The sequence below is a fragment of the Pseudonocardia xinjiangensis genome, assembly GCF_050948425.1.
GTDB lineage: Bacteria > Actinomycetota > Actinomycetes > Mycobacteriales > Pseudonocardiaceae > Pseudonocardia > Pseudonocardia xinjiangensis.
In genome coordinates this window covers 3,831,940-3,847,790 of record NZ_CP192009.1, presented here as the reverse complement: position 1 = coordinate 3,847,790, position 15,851 = coordinate 3,831,940, and the positions used below count along the sequence as shown (strand labels likewise).

The 15,851-nt window shown below is 72.1% G+C and carries 19 protein-coding genes and 1 pseudogene; 13 read left to right on the top strand and 7 right to left on the bottom strand.

Annotated elements, in window-relative coordinates:
• Window positions 1-68 precede the first annotated feature (68 nt).
• Together ACQPZA_RS18090 and ACQPZA_RS18085 are read left to right on the top strand one after the other, a co-directional pair.
• On the top strand, window positions 69-647 hold the full coding sequence (locus tag ACQPZA_RS18090; protein WP_433282516.1) for a TetR/AcrR family transcriptional regulator: 579 nt from the start codon (window positions 69-71) through the stop codon (window positions 645-647).
• 49 nt (window positions 648-696) lie between these two features.
• Window positions 697-1,578, top strand: a complete 882-nt coding sequence (locus ACQPZA_RS18085; RefSeq protein ID WP_433282514.1) for an alpha/beta fold hydrolase — start codon at window positions 697-699, stop codon at window positions 1,576-1,578.
• Window positions 1,579-1,593: 15 nt separating this feature from the next.
• Here ACQPZA_RS18085 and ACQPZA_RS18080 read toward each other — a convergent pair whose 3' ends face one another.
• Window positions 1,594-2,457: a LysR family transcriptional regulator gene (locus ACQPZA_RS18080; protein WP_433282512.1), complete on the bottom strand. Its 864-nt coding sequence runs from the start codon at window positions 2,455-2,457 to the stop codon at window positions 1,594-1,596.
• Between the two features lie 100 nt (window positions 2,458-2,557).
• Between ACQPZA_RS18080 and ACQPZA_RS18075 the strand changes: the two genes are divergently transcribed.
• Complete coding sequence (locus ACQPZA_RS18075) at window positions 2,558-3,250, top strand: LLM class flavin-dependent oxidoreductase (protein WP_433282510.1); 693 nt, start codon at window positions 2,558-2,560, stop codon at window positions 3,248-3,250.
• Window positions 3,177-3,467 carry a hypothetical protein gene (locus ACQPZA_RS18070; RefSeq protein WP_433283178.1) on the top strand — a complete coding sequence of 97 codons (291 nt, stop codon included), beginning with the start codon at window positions 3,177-3,179 and terminating at the stop codon, window positions 3,465-3,467. The genes ACQPZA_RS18075 and ACQPZA_RS18070 overlap by 74 nt, the downstream gene beginning before the upstream one ends.
• Before the next feature lie 102 nt (window positions 3,468-3,569).
• Here ACQPZA_RS18070 and ACQPZA_RS18065 read toward each other — a convergent pair.
• Window positions 3,570-3,857 (bottom strand): annotated as a pseudogene (locus tag ACQPZA_RS18065) (zinc-binding dehydrogenase); the annotation flags it as partial.
• A gap of 116 nt (window positions 3,858-3,973) precedes the next feature.
• On the bottom strand, window positions 3,974-5,044 hold the full coding sequence (locus ACQPZA_RS18060) for an alpha/beta hydrolase family protein (protein WP_433282508.1): 1,071 nt from the start codon (window positions 5,042-5,044) through the stop codon (window positions 3,974-3,976).
• A 223-nt stretch (window positions 5,045-5,267) separates the two neighbouring features.
• Here ACQPZA_RS18060 and ACQPZA_RS18055 point away from each other — a divergent pair, with 223 nt between their 5' ends.
• Window positions 5,268-5,903, top strand: a complete 636-nt coding sequence (locus ACQPZA_RS18055) for a TetR/AcrR family transcriptional regulator (RefSeq protein WP_433282505.1) — start codon at window positions 5,268-5,270, stop codon at window positions 5,901-5,903.
• Between the two features lie 130 nt (window positions 5,904-6,033).
• Here ACQPZA_RS18055 and ACQPZA_RS18050 read toward each other — a convergent pair whose 3' ends face one another.
• Window positions 6,034-6,807, bottom strand: a complete 774-nt coding sequence (locus tag ACQPZA_RS18050; protein WP_433282502.1) for an AraC family transcriptional regulator — start codon at window positions 6,805-6,807, stop codon at window positions 6,034-6,036.
• Window positions 6,808-6,856: 49 nt separating this feature from the next.
• Here ACQPZA_RS18050 and ACQPZA_RS18045 point away from each other — a divergent pair, with 49 nt between their 5' ends.
• Window positions 6,857-7,264, top strand: coding sequence for a DUF2000 domain-containing protein (locus tag ACQPZA_RS18045; protein WP_312859075.1), 408 nt, complete (start codon window positions 6,857-6,859; stop codon window positions 7,262-7,264).
• Between the two features lie 21 nt (window positions 7,265-7,285).
• Here the strand turns inward: ACQPZA_RS18045 and ACQPZA_RS18040 are convergent, their stop codons facing one another.
• Window positions 7,286-7,906: a DUF4232 domain-containing protein gene (locus tag ACQPZA_RS18040; RefSeq protein WP_433282500.1), complete on the bottom strand. Its 621-nt coding sequence runs from the start codon at window positions 7,904-7,906 to the stop codon at window positions 7,286-7,288.
• Between the two features lie 166 nt (window positions 7,907-8,072).
• On the opposite strand from ACQPZA_RS18040, the gene ACQPZA_RS18035 reads away from it, so the two are divergent.
• The gene (locus tag ACQPZA_RS18035) at window positions 8,073-8,672 is read left to right on the top strand and encodes a PadR family transcriptional regulator (RefSeq protein ID WP_169395766.1); all 600 of its coding nucleotides are present in this window, start codon (window positions 8,073-8,075) and stop codon (window positions 8,670-8,672) included.
• 15 nt (window positions 8,673-8,687) lie between these two features.
• On the opposite strand, the gene ACQPZA_RS18030 is transcribed toward ACQPZA_RS18035, so the two are convergent.
• A complete protein-coding gene (locus ACQPZA_RS18030; RefSeq protein WP_433282496.1) occupies window positions 8,688-9,578 on the bottom strand; it encodes a LysR family transcriptional regulator in 891 nt (296 codons plus the stop codon).
• 99 nt (window positions 9,579-9,677) lie between these two features.
• Between ACQPZA_RS18030 and ACQPZA_RS18025 the strand changes: the two genes are divergently transcribed.
• From ACQPZA_RS18025 to ACQPZA_RS18000, 6 genes are all read left to right on the top strand, one after another.
• Complete coding sequence (locus tag ACQPZA_RS18025; RefSeq protein ID WP_169395768.1) at window positions 9,678-10,043, top strand: YybH family protein; 366 nt, start codon at window positions 9,678-9,680, stop codon at window positions 10,041-10,043.
• A gap of 117 nt (window positions 10,044-10,160) precedes the next feature.
• Window positions 10,161-11,135, top strand: coding sequence for an ATP-binding cassette domain-containing protein (locus ACQPZA_RS18020; protein ID WP_433282494.1), 975 nt, complete (start codon window positions 10,161-10,163; stop codon window positions 11,133-11,135).
• Complete coding sequence (locus tag ACQPZA_RS18015) at window positions 11,132-11,527, top strand: hypothetical protein (protein WP_433282492.1); 396 nt, start codon at window positions 11,132-11,134, stop codon at window positions 11,525-11,527. The genes ACQPZA_RS18020 and ACQPZA_RS18015 overlap by 4 nt, the downstream gene beginning before the upstream one ends.
• A complete protein-coding gene (locus ACQPZA_RS18010; RefSeq protein WP_433282490.1) occupies window positions 11,479-11,973 on the top strand; it encodes an ABC transporter permease in 495 nt (164 codons plus the stop codon). The genes ACQPZA_RS18015 and ACQPZA_RS18010 overlap by 49 nt, the downstream gene beginning before the upstream one ends.
• Window positions 11,970-12,434: a deazaflavin-dependent nitroreductase gene (locus ACQPZA_RS18005; protein WP_433282488.1), complete on the top strand. Its 465-nt coding sequence runs from the start codon at window positions 11,970-11,972 to the stop codon at window positions 12,432-12,434. The genes ACQPZA_RS18010 and ACQPZA_RS18005 overlap by 4 nt, the downstream gene beginning before the upstream one ends.
• 101 nt (window positions 12,435-12,535) lie before the next feature.
• On the top strand, window positions 12,536-14,803 hold the full coding sequence (locus tag ACQPZA_RS18000) for an ATP-binding cassette domain-containing protein (RefSeq protein WP_433282486.1): 2,268 nt from the start codon (window positions 12,536-12,538) through the stop codon (window positions 14,801-14,803).
• A gap of 18 nt (window positions 14,804-14,821) precedes the next feature.
• Here the strand turns inward: ACQPZA_RS18000 and ACQPZA_RS17995 are convergent, their stop codons facing one another.
• Window positions 14,822-15,805 (bottom strand): zinc-binding dehydrogenase, encoded by a 984-nt coding sequence (locus ACQPZA_RS17995; RefSeq protein ID WP_433282484.1) that lies wholly within the window; start codon window positions 15,803-15,805, stop codon window positions 14,822-14,824.
• Window positions 15,806-15,851: the final 46 nt, after the last annotated feature.

Below are 15,851 nucleotides of genomic sequence, written 5' to 3'. Positions count from 1 at the left end.
GGGTGCCCGCCCGCTCCGCGACCGGCGCTTTCTTGAGCAAACGATCCAGATTGGTTTAGGGTGCGTCCGTGGCACGGACCCGGGAGTTCGACACCGAGGCGGCGGTGAGCCGGGCGATGGAGCTGTTCTGGACGCGCGGGTACGAGGCGACCTCGGTGCGCGACCTGGCCGGGCACCTCGGGATCGGGCAGGGGTCCCTGTACGCGGCGTTCGGAGACAAGGACGGTCTCTACCGCGCGGCGCTGGAGCGTTACCGCGCCACCCTCGCGGCGGAGGCCCTGCGGAGCCTCGACGAGGGGGGCGATGCGCGGTCGGCGATCCGCTCGATGCTGGTCGGGCGGGTTCGGATCGCGGTCGAACAGGGCGGGCGGGGGTGCCTGGCGGCCAACGCGGCCTGCGAACGCCTGCCGGAGGACCAGGCGACCCGGCGCACCGTGGGTGACATGCAGGACGCGAGCCGGGACGCGATCGCCGACGTGCTGCGCGGGGCGGCGGAGCGGGGCGAGATCTCGACCCGCCACGACCCCCACACGCTGGCCGCCTTCCTGGTCACCTTCCTCAACGGGCTGCTCGTCTCCGCGAAGATCACGCCGGACGCCGGAGCCCTCGAACCCCTCGTGGAGGTCGCCCTGGCCGCCCTCGACTGACTGCGCACGTCCTCAATCTGTAGCAGATGATCCAGAAAGTTGGAACGAAATGATCGCCGACCATCGGGGAGACCCTCTCCGCACGGGCCGTGCCACCGTCAACGGAACGAGCCTCCATTACCGCACCGGCGGCTCCGGCCCGGCAGTGGTGCTGCTGCACGGGGTGCCCAAGACCAGCTACCACTGGCGGCACCTCGTCCCGGGACTGACGGCGCAGCACACGGTGGTCGTGCCCGACCTTCGTGGTCTGGGCGACTCCGCCCGTCCCGCCGACGGATACGACTCCGCGACCATGAGCGAGGACGTCGCCGCGCTGATGGCCCACCTCGGGCACGGGTCCTACAGCGTGATCGGCGAGGACTGGGGAGCGGTGGTCGGTTACCAGCTCGCCGCCCGACACCGAGGCGAGGTCACCGCACTCGTGTTCGCCGAGGCGTTCCTCCCCGGATTCGGTTTCGAGGAGCGCGCCGCACTCACGCCGGAGAACGTGTCCACCGGAATGCACTTGTGGCACCTGGGTTTCTACTTCCAGCCCGACGTTCCCGAGATGCTGATCGCCGGGCACGAACGGGAGCTCATCACCTACATGCTGAAGAACGAACGCAGCTACCCCGACACCGCCACCCCCGAAGCCGTCGACGAGTACGTGCGCTGCTACTCCATGCCGGGCGGCATCCGCGCGATGCTGGCGATCTACCGCGCCATGCTCGTCGACGCCGAACAGAACCGGCAGGCAGCCCGGCAGAAGCTGGACATCCCGGTGCTGGCACTCGGCGGGTCGGCGTTCATCGGGGATCGGAACGAAGCCCAGATGCTGGACGTGGCGCACGACGTCACCGGTCACGTCTTCGACGCCGGCCACGACCTCGCCGAGGAGGTACCGGACGAGATGGCCGCGGTGGTGGTGCCGTTCCTGGCCGAGGTCCTGTAGCTCAGGGCGGAAAGCTCAGGCGAAGGCCGAGACCAGCGCGCCGAGGCAGTCCTGGCCACCGCTGCGGGCGACGAGCAGGTGACCGGGAACCTCCACCGGCGGGTCCAGGGGCCGGACCACCACACCGGGGGTGACGTCCCCGGCGCACCCGAGGACCACCGTTGCGGCGCGGTCGCCCAGCCCGATCTCGACCACCGCGTCCTCGACGGAACGGACCGGGCGCCCCAGCCGCGGCGCGATGCCCGCGAGCCGGCACGCGGCCAGCACGGCGTCGTGGAGTGCGGCGTCGGTGGATCGCTCGGGCAGCCGCAGCACCAGCTCGGACAGCACGGCGATCGGTACCGCCTGCCGGCCCGCATCGTGGTGGTCCGCGGACAGCACGACGTGCAGAGGGTCGCGCCACAGCTCGACGACCTGCACCCCCTGTGCGCGGACGGGGCCCCGCACCAGCGCGATGTCGATCTCGCCCGCCCGTACCCCGGCGGCGTGTGCCTCGGCCGGGCCGTCGACGAGAACGACGGTGAGCTCGGGAGTGTGCTCCCGTATCCGGGCGACCCCGCGGCGCACGCGCTCCCCCAGTCCCGGGCTGGTGCCGAGGCGGAGCGTGCCGGCCCGGCCCGCCGCCAGTTCGCCGGCGACCGCCCGCACCCGGTCGACCGCGGCGAGCACCGAGCGCGCCTCGACGAGGAGCCGCTCTCCGTCGCCGGTGAGGACGACCCGGCGGGAGGAGCGTGCGAGCAGGCGCACGCCCAGCTCCCGTTCCAGCCGGCCGACCTGCTGGCTCACCGCCGGCTGCACGACGGCGAGCCGCTCTGCAGCGCGCCCGAAGTGCAGCTCTTCGGCCACGGCCACGAAGTAGCGCAGCTGGCGGATCTCCATGACACCGCATCCAACCAAAACCGGATCGATCGGGGTTCATGATCGCTGCGCGCGCCGGTTGCTCGTTGATCCTCCGCGGGATGCCCGATGGGGTGGGCACATGCAGATCGGTGTGTGGATCGACGACGACCGGCCGCTCGCCGCCGTCCTCGCGGATGTCGAGGAGGCGGACCGGCTCGGGTTCTCGAGGGCGTGGTTCGGGCAGCGGACGGGATGGGACCCGCTGTCGGTGATCGCGGCGGTCGGGGATCGGGCGCCGGGGATCGGGCTCGGCACGGCGGTCGTGGTCACCTGGCCGCACCACCCGCTGGCCCTCGCCGCGCAGGCCCTCTCCACCCAGGCCGCCACGGGCGGGCGGCTCACGCTCGGGGTCGGCCCGAGCCATCAGATGATCGTCGAGAACCGGTACGGCTACCCGTGGACCCGCCCGGGGCAGCACGTCGAGGACCATCTGGCCGTCCTCGCGCCGGCGCTGCGGGGCGAGGACGTCGAGATCAGGACGGCGACCGTCACGGCGGCTGGCCGAGTGAGCGTCCCCGAGGTGGCGCCGCCGCCACTGCTGCTCGCGGCGCACGGACCGCGGCTGCTACGGCTCGCGGGCGAACGGGCCGACGGCGTGATCACCACCTGGTCGGGCCCGCGGGGGCCTGGCGGAGCACGTCGTGCCACAGGTGCACGCGGCGGCCGCCGGGCGAGCGGCCCCGCAGGTCGTGGTCGGCGTGGTCGCCACCCTGACCCGCGATCCGGACGCCGCCCGCGCCTACGTGGCGGACGCGTTCGGCGTCGCCGGTGAGCTGCCCAGCTACCGGCGTTCGCTGGACCGCGAGGGGTTCGCCGGCCCGGCCGACACCGTCGTCGCCGGTGACGAGGCGGAGCTGGACAAGGAGGTGCGGCGGTTCGCCGATGCCGGCGCCACCGAGTTCCAGCTCTGCCCCGTGGGGCCGCCTGCCGAGCGGGCGCGCACGGTCGCGTTCTTCGCCGAGCTCGCCCGCGCTCAGCGGCGGGCGTAGCCGCTGGCCGGTGGGGCGCCCGCTGCTCGTGGGGTCAGCCTGCGGTCGAACCACTCGCGTTCGGCGCAGGAGATCGAGCCGGTGGTTGCGTTCCCGGATCGGATGGTTCTCCCGGGGGTAGACGCGGATCGTGCCGTCCTCGAGCAAGCGTCCGATCTCGGCGAGCTGTGCGCTGTTCGAGCGGACCTGGACGGCGGTGACCGTGACGTCCAGCTGGGCGTTCTCCTCATCGTCGAACTCGCCGACGTACGCCGGATAGAGGGACCCGCCACACCTGAGGGTGCGCAGAAAGCGCCTGCTGCCGGGACCGCCGACCGTGTCGAGGACGAGATCGACGGCGCGGACGACATCCTCGGGGCCGCCGAACTCGTGCAGCCGGATCGCTTTCATGGTCTGTGCCGGCACAGCTGTCTCTCCTGCGTATCTCGCGGGGTGAGCCACGTGAACCAAGGGCGCGTTCTTCTTCTTGTACTCCGGCGCGCTTTTCGTGCCGTGCGCAAGCACGGTCAGTTCGCGAGTGTGCCATCGAGCCAGTCGAAGGCCCGCTGGTGCCACAGCGCGAGGGCACCTTCGTGGCAGTGCTCTCCGCCGCCTTCGTTCTCGGGGAAGACGAGTCGTTCCTTCGGACAGGTCAGTGCGTTGTGGATCTGCTCTGGCTGGCCCTTGAAGAATTCGTCGTTCTCGGCTTCCAGTACCAGCGTCGGGCAGGTGATCTGGTGGGCGATGCCCTTCATCGTGTAGGACCTGGTGCCCTCCACCAGTTCCTCGGCAGTGTCGACACCGAAGGTCCACAGGCCGTTGAGCACCGCCCACCGTGTCATCGTGCTGACGTTCGCCAGCCCGTCGCGGCTGCTGTCCACGGTGCTCAGGGAGAGCGTGTCGAAGGCTTCGTGCACGTCGTAGATGCCATCGTGGAGGACGCAGGCGGCCAGGCGGTGCTCGAAGGCCGCGGCGCGGGCCGCGAGGTAGCCCCCGAGACTGGTACCGATCAACACGATCCGGCTCGCGTCGACCTCGGGCAAGGTCAGGGCGTAGTCGACGACAGGAGTGACGGCCGCTTCCCAATCCGGCCGGAAGTGCAGGCCCTGGTCGCGCAGGGCGGTGCCCTGACCGGGACCGTCGAAGGTGAGCACGTGATAGCCGCGGCGCAGCGCGCCGGCCAGCGCCAGATAGTTCTCCTCGAGAGTCGAGTCGTAACCGCCGTGGTAGACCACGGTCGGCCGGGGGGTACCGGAGTCATCGGCTCGGAAGAAGTACGCGGGCAGTGTGGTGTCCTCGAAGGGAATGCGCAGCTTCCGGGCCGGGGCGTCGAACAGTTCCGCAGCATCGGCGAACGTTTTCTGCGAGGCGGCGGCGAGGCGGGCGGACTCGGCGTCGTTGACCGGGTCCTCCCGGCGGTAGAAGTCGGCGGCCCGGTAGTAGTTCGACGCGCGCAGCAGCGCCTCTCGCGCGCTGACCTTGTGCCCCGCCCCCAGCGCGGCCCGCCCGATGGTCTCGATCCGCTCGGCGGTCGCGGCCCATTGGGCCGACCAGGCCTCCTCGTCGCCTTCCGGGATCTGTCGGCAGGTGACCAGCACCTCGCCGAGTTCGGCTCCGCCGTACGTGGCGTAGCCGGCGGCGCGGAGCGCCTCGAAGGAGAACGACTCGTCGTCGAAGAGAAACCTCATCGCCTGCTCCAGCTCATCGTTGGTTGCACCGGAGAGTGATCAGAACGAGACTGTCTCGTTCCGTTCGCCCTCGATCAAGCTAGCTCCCCCCAAGCGGAACGCAACCGTTCCGTCCTGGCTTACAGTGGGGACTGTGACGAAGCAGGACTCGGCGAAGGCGCCGAAGCGGGGCACGACGGGTGGAGCGGTGCTGCGGCCGGGGGTGACCGAGGCGATCGAAGCAGCGGCGTTCGCAGAACTGGGCGAGAACGGCTACGCCCGCACGTCCATGGACGCAGTCGCACGTAGGGCCGGGGTCGGCAAGGCCGCGCTGTACCGACGCTGGCACTCCAAGGAGGCCATGCTGACCGACCTCGTAGGCCGCGCGGTCCGCGAGTCCCTACCGCCCACGCCGAACACCGGCGTGCTGCGCACGGATCTGCGCGAAATGCTCGACCACTTCCGCCATCAGCTCAGCAATCCGCTGGTCAGCCGGATCGGCCTCGGCCTACTCGCGGAGGCTGCGCACAGTGCAGCGCTCAACGATGCCCTTCACGAACTGGTCGCCGTACCGCGGCGCGACGCGGCACGGCGGCTGTTGCAGGCAGCGATCGACCGTGGCGAGCTGCCGACCGACCTGGACATCGAACTCGCGACGGACCTGCTGGTGGCACCGCTGGGCTTTCGCATACTGATCATGCACGGCCAGGTCGACGACACCTATCTGGACACCGTCACACGAGCGATCGAGGCGGCCCTCCGCGCCGCGACCCCGCCGAAACAAGCCTGAACAGACCACCGGGGGGCGGAGGAGGTGCGGCGCTGCGCCGATGCCGGGCGCCACCGAGTGCGGCTCTGCCCGGTGGGATCACCTGCCGAGCGGGCCCGCCCGTGGCATTCTTCGGCGAGCTCGCCCGCGTTCAGCCGCGGGCGTAGCGGCCGGGCGTGGTCCCGACGAGGCGGGTGAAGTGCCGGTGCAGGTGCGCCTGGTCGTGGAACCCCACGGCGACCGCGACGTCGGCGGGGGGCTCGCCGTCGAGCAGGCGGCGGCGAGCGGCCTCGACCCGGCGGCCGGTCAGGTACCGGTGGGGCGGCAGCCCGAACGCGCTGGTGAAGCAGCGCACCAGATGGGACGGGTGCGCGTGCAGCAGTGCGGCCGCGTCGCGCAGTGCGAGCCCGGGGACGGTGCGGGCGTCGAGCAGGTCCCGCAGGTTCGCGGCGAGCCGGTCAGGGGCGGGTTCGACGGCCGGGGCCCGCAGGTGCCGGCGGATCCGGTCGGCGATCAGCGCGAGCCTGCTCTCGGCCTCGAGCGCAGTGCCCTGGGCGTCCAGTGCCCGGTGCAGCTGGTCCACCCGGGTGCGGAGCAGATCGTCGTCGAAGCTCGGTGCGTCGACCGAAGCGCTGGTCAGGGACTCGTCGAGCACCTCGGTGTCGACGTAGAGCACGCGCTTGCGAAACCCGTGGTCGGTGGCCGAGCGCCCGGTGTGGGCCACGTGCGGCGGGAGCAGCGTGACCGCCGGGCGCAGGGCGCCGTGCTCGTGGCGGTCCAGGTCGTAGCGGATCGCGCCCTCGTCGACGACGAGCAGCGTCCACGTGTCGTGGGCGTGCTCGGGGTAGGCGTGGTCGGTGAACTCCGCGTGGAAGACCTCGACGATGCCGGGCACCGGTGGGGCCCAGGCCCGTACCGCAGGCATGTGAACAACGTACAAGAACGGCGGGGCCTGCCCGGGCCACGCTCGGCGGGTGCGCTTCGACACCAAGATCGCCGTGCTGCTCCGGGACGACCTGGAGATGTGGCAGCGGCTGAACGTCACCGCCTTCCTGGCCAGCGGGATCGCGGCCAACCCCGAGCTGCTGGGCGAGCCGTACGCCGACGCGGACGGCACGCCCTACCTGCCGATGTTCCGCCAGCCGGTGCTCGTGCTGGCCGGCGACGCGGAGGTGCTCGCCGCCGCCCATGAGCGCGCGGTGCGCCGCGGGATGCCGGCGGCGGTGTTCACCGAGGAGCTGTTCTCGACCGGGCACGACGAGGCCAACCGCGCCGCGGTCCGGGCCGTGGCCCGCGACGACCTGAAGCTGGTGGGTCTCGCCGTGCACGGGCCCCGCAACGCGGTGGACAAGGTCCTCCGGGGCGCCACGATGCACCCCTGACGGACTCCGGTCAGGCTGTGGTCACGGCCGGGTGATCGTCTGCACGAACAGCTGCGGGTCGGGTGGCGTCACCGAGCAGCCCTGGCCCTCCCGGGGGACGAAGATCGAGGCGGTGTCACCGGGCGGGTAGACCCGCAGGCCCCGCACCGGTGTCGGCCGGCACGCCGCCTCGTCGAAGTTCAGCACGTTCACCAGCCGCAGCTGCGCCACGGCGGTGCCACGCGGGGCGATGGGCACCTCGGGTCCGCGGTCGCCCGACATCTCCGCGGCCGGACCGACCTGGTGGCCGTCGTCGCCTGCCACGTAGGAGACCCCCGGGAAGCCGCGCAGCTCGCAGGTCCGCGACCCGGTGTTGGTGAACACCAGTGGCTGCATCACCGATCCGGCACCCGCGTAGCCCTGGCCCAGCGACACCGACAGCTCTGCGGTGGTGCACCGCTGCGGTCCCGTGCTGCCTCCGCTTCCCGTCGGCTGCGCGCCGCCGGTGGGATGCACCCCGGCCGGCTGCGCGCTGGTGGTGGGGGCTTCCGTGGGCACGGGCGGGATGGCCGACGCCGACGCCGACGCGGGTGGTGGTGCGGCGCCCCCGGAACAGCCCGCCACCGCCGCGAGTGCGACGAAGCCGGCAACGGCCCATCGCATCTGTCGTGTCCTCTTACCGTCACTCGTCAGTGCGCGCACTGCTCCACCGTTCTCCTCGCGGGCGCCCACCCTTCGGCGCCACGACACTGTGTGTCAGACAATCATGCAATCGGGCGAGCGCCGAGGATGTCCTACCCTGGCGCCGGTTCGTGACGAGAGGTGGCGGATGTCGGCGACGCGACTGCTGGTGCTCGGGATCGTGCGGGGGTACGGCCGGGCGCACGGCTACCGCGTGGGCAACGACCTGCTGTCCTGGGGTGCCGACGAGTGGGCGAACGTCAAGTGGGGCTCGATCTACCACGCGCTGAAGTCACTCACCCAGGGTGGTTTCCTGCTCGACCACAACGACATCCCCGGTCGCACCGACTACGAACTCACCGAGCGCGGCGAGGCCGAGTTCATGCGGCTGCTGCGCGACGCCGTGCGCCATCCCCAGCCTCGCCCCGACTTCCTGGGGGCAGCGCTCGCCATGCTGCCCTCACTCCCCCGCGCCGAGGCGATCCGGTTGCTGCGCGAGCGCCTGACGACGCTGGAGGAAGCGCGGGACAAGGCGCTGGCACAGGTGGACGCGCTCGTCGACCCCCCGCACGTCCGCGAGATGTTCGGGCTGTGGGAGCACAACGCCGCGAGCAGCGCGGACTGGACGCGCGGGCTCATCGAACGCCTCGAGGCCGGCGCGTACCCGATGGCCGGGGAACCCGGCTCCCCCGGCAGGCCGGGCAGCTGGCCCGACCTGCTCTTCCCGCCGTACCCGCCGCGCGAGTGAGTACGGACGTCCGGGCTAGCCGCCGTCGGGGTCGCGGAAGGCCCGCCGGCTGTGCCCGAGCAGCTCGCGCAGGGCGGGGCCGTGCGAGCTCCGCCAGACCAGGGCGAGCACGGCGGGGATGTCGGCATCATCGATGGTGACGGTGGTGAGCCGGTCGCGGTAGCGGGCGGCCATCGAGGTGCTGAGGACGGCGACGGCGAGCCCGCGGCCTGCGAGGTCGGCGATGGCATCCGCGGCGCCGGCCTGCAGCGTGATCACGGGTCGGAGGTGCTGCGCCGCGCAGGCCTGGTCGAGCACTGTGCGCAGGCCGGTGCCGGGTGGCATGCAGACGATCGGGTGGGCGACCAGGTCGCGCAGACTCACCCGCCCGCGTTCCGCGAGGGGATGTCCGGCCGGGACCGCCGCGACGAGGGGCTCGCTGATGATCGTCAGCGCCTCCAGCCCGTCGGGGGTGGTGGCCGCGGTGCCGATGAGAGCCAGGTCGAGGGTGCCGGTACGCACGCTCTCGACGAGCCGGTCGGAGTTGTCCTCCAGCAGTGAGATCTCCACGCCGGGATGCGCCCGGTGGAACGTGGCGAGCGCGTCGAAGAGCGGGGTGACGGTGCAGCCGATGACCATTCCGACGGTGAGCCGGCCCCGGATCAGCTCGGCCACCTCGCCCACCGCCTCGCCGACCGCGCCTGCGGCCGCGAGAGCGGCGCGGGCGTGCTCGAGCGCGGCCTTCCCCGCGACGGTCAGGGTGGCGTTGCGGGCCGACCGGTCGAACAGCTCCGCGCCGAGCTCGCGTTCCAGCCGGCGGATCTGGGCGCTGACGCCGGACTGGCTGATGTGCACCCGCTCGGCCGCCCGCGTGAAGTTCTGCTCCTCCGCGACCGCGACGAAGTACTCCAGCTGCCGCAGTTCCATAACTGTAGATACTAGTTCTCAGCAGAACCAGCTGTTGGACTTCTGATCCGGACCTGACCACGCTCGGAGGTGCCCCACCTAGCAGCTCAGGAGGACGTCATGACGGAGTACGAGAAGGCCATGCGGCCCGAGGACATCACCCGCTTGTTCGTGGAGCGCTCCAACGCCGGGGACGCGGCCGGAGTGGCCGCTCTCTACGAGGAGGACGCCGTGCTGGCCTACCCGCCGGGGAGCCGGACGGTGGGCCGCGAGGCGATCCGCGAACTGTGGGCGACGGTGCTGGCGAACCGCCCGCGCTTCGAGCGCGAGGAACCGCTGCCGACGCTGCTCAGCGGCGACATCGCCCTGACCTCCACGCCACCGAAGGACGGCGCAGGCGCCCGCGCACAGGTGGTCCGGCGCCAGCCGGACGGAAGCTGGCTACGGCTGCTCGACCAGCCCGAGTTCGTCCCCCCGGGCCGCTGAACCAGCTGCGCTCGCGGTAGCACCCGCCCGTTTTGCGGCGATTCAAGTTTGCGCACCGCGCGGCCGTCGTGCACACTCGGCGCCCCCGCAGGCTCAAGTTTGAATAACGGGAGGGACATGACCCCCGCCGTCACCGCCGAGGCGATCCGCAAGCGCTACCCCGGCTCCGGCGCCCTCGCACTCGACGGGTTCGACCTCTCCGTGCCGCCCGGCACGGTGCACGGACTGCTCGGCCCCAACGGGGCGGGCAAGACAACCGCCATCCGCATCCTCACCACGCTGCTGCGCGCCGACAGCGGCCGCGCCACCATCGCCGGGTTCGACGTCGGGACGCAGGCGGCGCACGTGCGGCGGCAGATCGGGCTCGTGGGCCAGTACGCCGCCGTCGACGAGATCCTCGACGGCAGGCGCAACCTCGTGATGTTCGGCAGGCTGTTCCACCTCTCCCCCGCGGGCGCTCGCAGCCGCGCCGATGAGCTGCTGGAGCGGTTCGGGCTGACCGGGGCGGCGGGCCGTCCCGTCGGGCGCTACTCCGGCGGGATGCGGCGGCGCCTCGACCTGGCGGTGAGCATGATCCTCGCGCCCGCCGTGCTGTTTCTCGACGAGCCGACGACCGGCCTCGATCCGCGTGGCCGGGCGGAGGTGTGGGCCGCCGTGCGGGCGCTCGTCGCCGGTGGCACGACCGTGCTCCTGACGACCCAGTACCTCGACGAGGCCGACCAGCTGGCGGACCGGATCTCGGTGCTCGCGCACATGGGCGAGGCGGGCGGCCGGGTGATCGCCGAGGGCACACCGGACGAGCTGCGCTCGCGGGTCGGCGGCGACCGGATCGACCTGGTCGTGCACCATCCCGCCGACCTGCCGGCCGCGGCGGGGCTGGTCGGGCGGGTCACCGGCAGCGAACCCGAGGTGGACGCCGCCACCCGGCGCGTCGCCGCACCCGTCGGGGACCGCATGGCGGCGCTCGCGGCGATGGTGCACGGGCTGCGGGAGGAGGGCATCGACGCCGAGGACCTCACGGTCCGCCGCCCGACCCTCGACGAGGTGTTCCTGCAGCTCACGGGCGCACCGACGGTGGAGGTGGCGGCGTGAGCGCGCCGGCGGGCGTCGGGCACGTCCGCGCCGGCGTGCTACCCGCGGAGGGCTCCCGGCTGCGCTGGGCGCTGACCGACGCCGCCACCCTCACCGGCCGCTATCTCGCGCACCTGCGCCACCAGCCCGCGGAGCTGGCGGGCGCGATCGGGTTCCCGATCCTGCTCGTGCTGATGTTCGCGTTCCTCCTCGGCGGGATGATGGCCGTGCCGGGTGGCGGCGACTACCGGCAGGCCCTGCTGCCCGGCCTGTTCACGATGACCATGCTGTTCGGGCTCTCGGCCACGATGGTCGCCGTCGTCACCGACGCGCAGCAATCACCGACCGGTTCCGCTCGATGCCCATGGCGCCGTCGGCGGTGCTGGTCGGGCGGGCGGCGGCCGACATGGTGACCTCGGCGATCACGCTCGGCGCGCTGCTCCTGGTGGGGCTCGCGGTCGGCTGGCGACCCTCCGGGGGGCCGGCGGCGTTCGTGGCAGCGGTCGGGCTGCTCCTGCTGCTGCGGTTCGCGCTGCTCTGGGTGGGCATCTACCTGGGCCTTCTGGTGCGCAGCCCGGGCGCGGTGACCCCCGTGCAGACGCTCGAGTTCCCGTTCGGGTTCCTGTCCGGGCTGTTCGTCGCCCCGGCGACGATGCCGCTCGTGGTCGGGGCGGTCGCGGAGTGGAACCCGCTGTCGTCCACCGCGGCGGCCACCCGCGCGCTCTTCGGCAACCCGGGGTGGGGTGGCGACTCGTGGGTCGCCCAGCATCCCGTCCTCATGGCCGTGGTCTGGCCGTTCGTGATCGTCGCGGTGTTCGCGCCGTTGTCCGTCCACCGCTACCGGGAGATGAGCCGATGACCCGCAGGAAGACCGGCACGCCACCGCGCTGGCTCAAGCCGATGAACCGCGTGCTGATGACGATGCAGCGCCTCGGGCTCGGGATGCGCGACCTGCCCGTCCTCACCGTGCCCGGACGGCGCAGCGGCGAGCTGCGCCGCACCCCGCTGTCCGTTCTGGACATGGACGGGCACCGCTACCTCCTGGCCGGGTTCCCGGGGGCGGACTGGGCAGCCAACGCCCGCGCCGCGGGAGTGGGCACGTTGAGCGTCGGACGTACGCAGGAACGGGTGCGGCTGGTCGAGCTCGACCCCGCGGCGGCCGTGCCCGTCCTGCGGGCGTGGCCGGTGCGCATCCCGGAGGGCGCGAAGATCATGCACGACGCCGGCGTCGTCCCCGAGTCCACGCCCGATGCGTTCGAGGCGCTCGCCGGGCGTTGTGCGGTGTTCCGGCTGGAGGCCGCGGAGGACGGGGCCGGGTGAGCGCCTCCGGCGGCGCCGATGAGATCGAGACCCGGGACGGGTCCTACCCGCACCGGTCGCCCAGCGCAGCAACAAGCCCGAGCGCAGCACCGAGGAGCCGCATGCAGCAGGAGTTCATCACCGTCACGGGTGCGCGGGAGAACAACCTGCGCAACGTGTCCGTCCGGATCCCGAAGCGTCAGATCACCGCGTTCGTCGGGGTGTCCGGCTCGGGCAAGTCGTCGCTCGTCTTCGACACGATCGCCGCGGAGGCGCAGCGCCAGCTCAACGAGACCTTCTCCGCGTTCGTGCGGGGTTTCCTGCCCAAGCTGGGCCAGCCCGACGCCGACCTGATCGAGAACCTCTCCACGGCGATCGTCGTCGACCAGAGACGCCTGGGCGGCGGGAGCCGCTCCACGCTGGGCACCGTCACCGACATCAACTCGTTCCTGCGGCTGCTGTTCTCGCGCCGCAGCACGCCGCACCTCGGTTACAGCAACGTCTTCGGGTTCAACGACCCGGCGGGTATGTGCCCCGAGTGCAAGGGCATCGGCCGGAAGATCCAGCTCGACCACGACAAGATGTTCGACCGGTCCAAGTCGCTGAACGAGGGCGCGATCCGGCACCGCAACTGGGCCGTCGACAGCTGGTACTGGCACACCTACGCGGGCTCGGGCCGGTTCGACCTCGACAAGCCGCTGCGCGACTACACGGACGAGGAGTGGAAGCTCCTGCTCCACGGCGCCGACGAGAAGGTGACGCTGCAGATGGTCGGGCGCAAGTCGATGAAGGTCGACTTCGAGGGGGCCGAGACCAAGTTCAACCGCCTCTTCGTCGAGGTGGAGGAGGCGTCCGACGGCAAGCGGGAGGCCGTGGCCGCGTACACCACCTCGGTGCGCTGCCCCGGCTGCGCCGGCACGCGGCTGGCCGAGGCACCCCGGACGGCCACGGTGGACGGGCACACGCTGCCCTCGCTCACGGCTCTCGACCTGGGCTCGCTGCGCACCGTGCTCGCCACGCTCCGGACGCCCGAGGTGGCGCCGCTCGTGGACGAGGCCCTCAGCCGCGTCGGTGCGCTGATCGACATGGGGCTGGGCTACCTCACGCTCGACCGCGAGACGTCGACGTTGTCGGGCGGGGAGTCGCAGCGGATCAAGATGGTGCGCCACCTCGGGTCGTCGCTGGTGGACGTCATGTACGTGTTCGACGAGCCGACGATCGGCCTGCACCCCCGTGACGTCGGGCGGATGAACGCGCTGCTGCACCGGCTGCGCGACAAGGGCAACACGGTGCTGGTCGTCGAGCACGACTCGGACGTCATCACCGCGGCCGACCACGTCGTCGAGCTCGGGCCGCGCGCGGGCACCGAAGGCGGCCGGATCGTCTACGAGGGCCAGGTGGCGGGCCTCGCCTCGGCGGGCACGCTGACGGGCGAGTTCCTGCACCGGCAGGTCACGCTGCGGGAGAGCCCACGCACCCCCACGGGGCGGCTGCGCCTGGAGAACGCCTCGGCCAACAACCTGCGCGGGTTCGACGTGGACATCCCGCTCGGCGTGCTCGTGGCGCTCACCGGGGTGGCCGGGTCGGGCAAGAGCACGCTCGTCCGCGACGTGCTCGTGCCGCAGCATCCCGAGGCGATCGTCGTCGACCAGACCGCCGTGTCCACGTCGATCCGCTCCACCCCGGCCACCTGGACCGGCGTGATGGACCCGATCCGCAAGCTCTACGCGAAGGAGACCGGCGTCAAGCCCGCCCTGTTCAGCTTCAACTCCGCGGGCGCGTGCCCCGGCTGCAACGGCCTCGGCGTGGTCTACACCGACCTCGCTTTCCTCGACGGCGTCCGCTCCACGTGCACCGACTGCGGGGGCAGGCGCTACACCGACGAGGTGCTCGCCCTCACCGTCAACGGGAAGTCGATCTCCGACGCGCTCGACATGACCGCCGAGCAGGCGCTGGAGTTCTTCACCGCCCGCGACATCCGCAAACGGCTGCAGGCGGTGGTGGACGTCGGCCTGGGCTACCTGACGCTCGGGCAGCCGCTCTCCACGCTGTCGGGGGGCGAGTGCCAGCGGCTCAAGCTCGCCGGGCGGCTGCACGAGAAGGGCAACATCTACGTGCTCGACGAGCCGACCACCGGGCTGCACATGTCCGACTGCGGGCACCTGCTGGGGCTGCTCGACCGGCTCGTCGAGGGTGGCAGCTCGGTGATCGTCGTGGAGCACAACCTGGACGTCATCGCGCACGCGGACTGGGTGATCGACCTCGGCCCGGACGGCGGGGACGCCGGCGGCGGGCTGGTGTTCGAGGGGCCACCCGTGAAGCTGGCGCAGACCCCGGCGTCGTTCACCGGTGAGCACCTGGCCCGCTACCTCGGGGCGGTGGCGAGCTGACCGACCAGCGGTGGTGTGTCAGGAGATGCGGACGACCGCCTTGCCGGGGCTCGCGGTGGGAACGGCGCCGATGATGTCCGGGACGTCGTCGAAGGAGACCACGGTGGTGACGGGGGTCCGGATGAGGCCGCGCCCGGCCAGCTCGGCGAGCCGGTCGTAGGCCGTGCGGTCCTCCTCGTCCGTACCACCGGCGAACACACCGACCGCCGCGTAGCTGCGCAGCACCATGTCCAGGGGGTCGAGCGTGGGCCAGGAACCGCTCGCGTAGCCGATCAGGGCGATGCGTCCCAGTCGCGCAACGGCGGCGGTCGCGCGGGTGCCCAGCGTGCCTCCGACCGGGTCGAAGACCACGTCGGCGCCGTGGCCCCCGGTGATCTCCATGACCGCGCGGGCGACGTCGGCGGTCCGGTGGTCCACCACGTGGTCGGCCCCGATGCGGCTGCAGAACTCGAGCTTCTCCGCACTGCTCGCCGCGGCGATCACCGTGGCACCCAGCGCCTTCCCGAGCTGGACGGCGGCCGCTCCGGTGTTGCCCGCCGCGCCGAGGACGAGCAGCACCTCGCCGGGGGCGATCCGGATCCGGTCGGCAAGGCCCGCGTATGCGGTCCGGAACCCGATCACGAACCCCGCGGCCTCCTCGTCGGTCAGGGCAGGCGGGACGCGCTGGGTCTTCGCCTCCCGCACGTAGGCGTAGTCCGAGTAGCCGCCCCAGCCGTCGAGGAAGGCGGTGGCGCCCATGACCCGGTCTCCCACGGCGAACGCCGACCCGGCAGGTACGCCGACGACCTCACCCATCACCTCCTGCCCGGGGACGGCGGGCGGGTCCGGTAGGGGCGGGTAGTTGCCGGTCGTGATGAGCAGGTCGGGGAGGCCGACCCCGCAGGCCCGGACCTTGACCAGGACGAGCCCGGCGGACGGCTCGGGCCACTCGATCTCCTCGACGCGCAGCACGTCCTTCGGCTCGCCGAAGGAGCGGGCTCTCCATGAACGTCCGTGGACCACGGGGCCGAACTCCTCTGCTGTGCAGCTGTTCCTCGGCCGGCTCGCG